The organism is Syntrophorhabdus sp., from assembly GCA_012719415.1.
GTDB lineage: Bacteria > Desulfobacterota > Syntrophorhabdia > Syntrophorhabdales > Syntrophorhabdaceae > Delta-02.
In genome coordinates this window covers 1-5074 of sequence record JAAYAK010000239.1, presented here as the reverse complement: position 1 = coordinate 5074, position 5074 = coordinate 1, and the positions used below count along the sequence as shown (strand labels likewise).

Below are 5074 nucleotides of genomic sequence, written 5' to 3'. Positions count from 1 at the left end.
GCGGCCTCGTCCTTCCTGTCGAATACCTTTTCCCATTTCACGACGATAACGGTAGCAAGGCAGTTGCCCGTGACGTTGACCGCCGTTCGTCCCATGTCCATCACCGTATCCACGCCAAGGATGACCGCCACGGCCTGGACGGGCAGGCCGAATGACGCCAGCGTGCCCGCAAGGACCACAAGGGACGCCCTGGGGACGCCGGCGGCACCCTTGCTGGCAAAGATGAGGGTGAAGCCTATGAGAAGCTGCTGCGACAGGCTGAGATCAACACCGGCCGCCTGCGCCGCGAAGATGGATGCGAGAGAGAGATAGATGGTGGTGCCGTCGAGGTTGAAGCTGTACCCCGTGGGGATGACGAAGGAAACCACCCGTCTCGGCACCCCGAGGGCCTCCATGTTCTCCATCGCCTTCGGCAGGGCCGCCTCCGAGCTGGAGGTGGAAAAGGCGATCACGGCTGGTTCCTTGACCGCCGCGATGAACCTCCTCACGGGGACCTTGAAAAGGAGCGCCACGGGCAGGAGCACGGCCAGCATGAAGACCACGATGGCCCCGTAGAAGCTTGCTATGAGGAGGCACAGGTTGAGGAGCACGCTCATGCCCTTGCTGGCGACAACGACGGCTATGGCCGCCCCGACGCCGACGGGCGCGAAGCGCATGACGATATTGGTGTACTTGAACATCGTTTCCGCCAGGGCCTCGCAGAACTCGATGATGGGCTTCTTCCTCTCCTTGATAAGACTCAAGGCAATGGCAAAGATGATGGTGAAGACGACCACCTCGAGCACGTCGCCCCGGGAGGCGGCATCGAAGAAGTTGTCGGGGAATATGTTGATGACGATCTCCTTGATGGTCATGTGCTTCGCCTCGCCCAGCCCGGCAGGCAACCCGGCGTCACCGAGATCGATGCCGACGCCGGGCTTCGTCACGTTGACGACGACGAGGCCCAGAAAGAGCGCGATGGTCGTGATGATCTCGAAATAGACGATCGCCTTGACCCCCATCCTGCCCACCGCCTTGAGGTCCGCGTGACTGGCGATGCCCACGACAAGGGTCGCGAATATGATGGGAACGATGATCGTCTTGACGAGGCGGATGAATATGGTGCTGAGCGCCTCCATCTTCGTCCCCAGGGCCGGGAAAGCAAACCCCAGCACCAATCCGGCAAGCATGCCTATGAAGATGAGATGGGTCTGCGAGAGTCTTCTACGTTTTTCCAACTGATACCCCCGTTCGAAGTGATGCGATGCTTACGTGAATTTCGTTGCTGGCGGTTCGTCATAAGAATAAATCTCTTTTAAGCCAAAAATGCAACGAAAATGCAGGACGTCCCGTCCCTCTCTGTGTTATCGGCAAAAGGAGGTTGAAAATACAGGGCAAAGTCGCTATAATTACACACCACGCGCCCGTAGCTCAATTGGATAGAGCGTTGGACTACGAATCCAAAGGCTAGAGGTTCGATCCCTCTCGGGCGCGCATTCCTTTTTTCTCACTTCCCCAGAAAAAGCTTTGGCAGGAACGTCGCTATCCAGGGCACATAGGTTATCACCAGAAGACAGCTCAGGAAGAGGAGGATGAAAGGCAGGATGGCCTTGCCTACGTCGACGAGGGAGCGTTTCATGATCGCCATCGAGACGAAGAGGTTGAGGCCGAAAGGCGGGGTCAGGAAACCGCATTCCACGTTTATGATCATGATGATCCCGTAGTGGACGAGGTCGATGTTGTACTTTGTGAGGGTCTCGCCGAGGATGGGCGATATGATGATGATCGCGGTAACGATGTCCATCAGCGCGCCGATTATGAGAAGAGCGCCGTTTATGGCGAGGAGAAAGAGCCATTTGCTCTCTATGTTGGTAACGATGATCTCCGCAAGCTTCTGCGGTATCTGCTCGACGGTCAAAAGCCAGATAAAGGTCATGGCGCAGGAAAGAATGAACAGGAGACATCCCGATAGGACGGCCGAATCCCTGCAGATGGAAAAGAGGTGACCGATCTTGAGCTCCCGGTAGACACAAAGCTCGATGACGAGGGCATAGACCACGGACACCGCCGCGGCCTCCGTGGGAGTGAAGATGCCCCCGTAGATGCCGCCGAGGACGAGGACCGGCAGGAGGAGCGCCCATATCCCGTCCTTCAGGATCTTCAGGGCCTCCCGCAGCGTGTAGGTCTCCTTCTGCCTCCAGTTGTTCTTCCCCGATTGATAGTAGGAATACCCCATGAGGCACAAACCGATGAACACCCCCGGCAGGAATCCCGCCATGAAGATCTCGGCCACGGACACATTCATCACGAGGGCATAGAGGATCATGGGAATGCTCGGGGGTATGAGGATCCCGAGCGAGCCGGATGATGTCAGGAGACCCATCGAAAACCGTTCCCCGTACCCTTCCTTGATGAGGGCCGGCATCATGATGCTTCCGATGGCGATGACGGTGGCCGGCGACGAACCGGAGATCGCCGCGAAGAACATGCAGGCCAGGATAGAGGCCATGGCAAGCCCGCCGGTGAACCGGCCGACACAGAGCTTCATCACGTTCACGAGCCTCGTCGAGATGGCGCCCTCAGCCATGATGTTCCCGGCGAGGATGAAAAAGGGAACACCGAGGAGCACGAAATTGTCGAGCCCGTTGAAGAGTTGCTGGATAAGTGAGGTGAGCGGCGTCTGGGCGACGAAGATGATGTAGACCGCCGTCGTCGCCACGAGGACGATGGCAATGGGAGTGCTCAAGGCAAGAAGCGCGAAGAAGCAGATGAGGACGAGGGCCAGGTTCATCGGCTATTTCCTCCTCACCCTCTCGAAGGGCTTACCCTCCAGGAAGTCCCGGAAATGCCTCAGGGAAAGCGCGAAAAAGCGAAAGGTCATGGTCAGGGCGAAAAGGGGGATCGGTATGTAGGGAAGATACATGGGTATCTGCATCGCCGAACTCTTGACCCCGAAACCTTTCAGCGTTATGAGATGCTTCGTGCCATACCAGATGAAAAGGATCGTCACGACTCCCGACAGGAAGTAGGCGACCGTCTTCAGAAGATGGCTCACCTTGTCGGGGGCGTATTCCGTTATCGCCTCCATGGAAAAGTGGGTCCCGTACTTGATTCCGATGGACGCTGCAAGGTAAGTGCAGAAGATCATCGTGTAGTTCGCCACCTCGCCGAACCACGTGAAGGTGTAGTTGGCGGTGTAGCGCAGGGCCGTCTCAACGAACGTGAGAAGGGCTATCCCGAGGAGTGAAAAGGCGGCGACGCCTTCCTCGAACTTGTTGAGTTTCTTTATAAGGTCAGTCATGCCGGATGGGGGGAGAGATCCGGCCCCTCCCCCCTATAGTCATCTCTTTCTATTTCTTCTTCGAGTAAGAATCGATCTTCTTCACGAAGAAATCGTACCATTCATTGCCGTATATGCCCTTGTACTTATCATATACGGGCTGCACCGCTTTCCTGAAGACCTCCCTGTCCTTCGCGGTGAGGACGTAGACATCCACCTTCTGGGCCTTGGCCTTCTGGATGGCGTCGGCGCTGCCCCTGGCGTTGCCTTCCCTGTTGGTCTTGATCTGTACCGCGGCGGCTTCCCTGAATATCTTCTGCTGTTCCGGCGTCAGGGATTTCCAGAACTTGGCGTTCACCACGACGGGACACTCCGTGAGAATGTGGTTCGTGACGGTGGCAAACTTGTTGACCTCTGTGAATTTCATGAGGACGGATGTGTAGAGGGGGTTGTCCTGGCCGTCTATGACCTTCTGCTGAAGGGCGTTGTAGATCTCCGGAAAGGGCAGCGGTGTGGGGTTGGCTCCCAGTGTTTTGAAAGTGTCGATGAACACCGGGCCTTCGACGACCCGTATCTTCAGACCCTGCAGGTCCTGAGGTTTCTTGATCGGGTGCTTCGAGTTGGTCATATCTCTGAACTCGTTCTCGGTGTAACCTATGAAGACAAATCCCTTCGGCTCGCAGAACTTCGCGATGCGCTGCTGGATATCCTTGTCATCGAGGACCCTGTACGCCGTCTTCCTGTCAGGGTAGATGAAAGGCAGTTCGATGATACCGACCTCGGGAACGAAGTTCGCGAGCACCCCTGACGTCACCGCCGTCATGTGGAGGGTGCCGGCCTGGACCTGCTCCGTCATTGAACGCTCACCACCGAGCTGACCCAGCGGGAACACCTGGACCTCGATCTCCCCCTTTGTCTTCTCCGTCACATACTTGGCAAAAGCCAGGGCCCCGTGGTGCTGCGGGTGGATGGGAGGACCGACATGCCCGTATTTCACGATTATCTTGGCGGACGCGCTGACCTGCAGAAACAGGAAAAACGCCGCAACGACCATTGAAAAGATAAGAAGTTTCTTTGCCATGGCAAGCTCCTTGAAAGTCTTTTTATAAATGACTCTCACACAAGCTTTTCCATGTCAAATGAAAAGTGGAAGAATTTGCGGCCCTGCAGGGGCAAGGCCGCTTCAGACAGCAGGGATCTGGATCAATGCCGGGGTCCGCGGCCGTGGCCTCCGTGATCGCCATGACCCCTTCCCGGTTTGTCTTTCTGATAGTTCGCTGTGTGCCCTGCCGGCCTTGCAGCCCCCCTTCCCCAGTGACGGTCACGCTCCCACGCCTTCCAGTTCTTCTTCATCTGCCCGTAGGGTATCCTCTGGTGACCAGGCGGCATCTTCCTGTAGTCCGGAGGGAGTTTGACGAGGACCACCGGAACCGAACCGGGATGGATATGCGACCAGGGTCCCCTGTACGATCTGGCCCTGAACCAGTGGCCCTCATGGGGGCGATACCAGTGCCCGGAGTAGAAGAAGAGCCCCACGGGCACATCGGGTGCGTAGTACACGTACGGTGTGCCGACAACCACCGCCATCGGGGGAGGACTCTCGATCACGAGCGGTGGGGGTGGCGCGAAGACCCCTATGTTCACATTCACCTCGGCGATGCTCGTGCCTGATGATATCGCAAAGAAAACAAATAAAACCGAGAGAAGAAGGGGTCGTTTCGCGCCATATCTCATGATGATGCCCGCCTATTTATTCTTTTGCACGTCGTCGTAGACAAGCCCGCCCACGGTTCCCACCCCTGCCCCGATGGCGGT

General features: G+C 57.1%; 5 protein-coding genes and 1 tRNA gene. 1 reads left to right on the top strand and 5 read right to left on the bottom strand.

Annotated elements, in window-relative coordinates; genetic code table 11:
* Positions 1 to 1217, bottom strand: a 1217-nt coding sequence (locus GXX82_14255) for a cation:dicarboxylase symporter family transporter (GenBank protein NLT24198.1), incomplete at its 3' end; no start/stop codon positions are given.
* A gap of 182 nt (positions 1218 to 1399) precedes the next feature.
* On the opposite strand from GXX82_14255, the gene GXX82_14250 reads away from it, so the two are divergent.
* Positions 1400 to 1473 (top strand) — tRNA-Arg (locus GXX82_14250).
* A gap of 13 nt (positions 1474 to 1486) precedes the next feature.
* On the opposite strand, the gene GXX82_14245 is transcribed toward GXX82_14250, so the two are convergent.
* From GXX82_14245 to GXX82_14230, 4 genes are all read right to left on the bottom strand, one after another.
* Positions 1487 to 2770 (bottom strand): TRAP transporter large permease subunit, encoded by a 1284-nt coding sequence (locus tag GXX82_14245; protein ID NLT24197.1) that lies wholly within the window; start codon positions 2768 to 2770, stop codon positions 1487 to 1489.
* A 3-nt stretch (positions 2771 to 2773) separates the two neighbouring features.
* Positions 2774 to 3280, bottom strand: a complete 507-nt coding sequence (locus tag GXX82_14240; protein NLT24196.1) for a TRAP transporter small permease — start codon at positions 3278 to 3280, stop codon at positions 2774 to 2776.
* Between the two features lie 49 nt (positions 3281 to 3329).
* Positions 3330 to 4313 carry a DctP family TRAP transporter solute-binding subunit gene (locus tag GXX82_14235; GenBank protein ID NLT24195.1) on the bottom strand — a complete coding sequence of 328 codons (984 nt, stop codon included), beginning with the start codon at positions 4311 to 4313 and terminating at the stop codon, positions 3330 to 3332.
* 149 nt (positions 4314 to 4462) lie between these two features.
* Positions 4463 to 4993 (bottom strand): hypothetical protein, encoded by a 531-nt coding sequence (locus GXX82_14230; GenBank protein ID NLT24194.1) that lies wholly within the window; start codon positions 4991 to 4993, stop codon positions 4463 to 4465.
* Between the last annotated feature and the right edge of the window lie 81 nt (positions 4994 to 5074).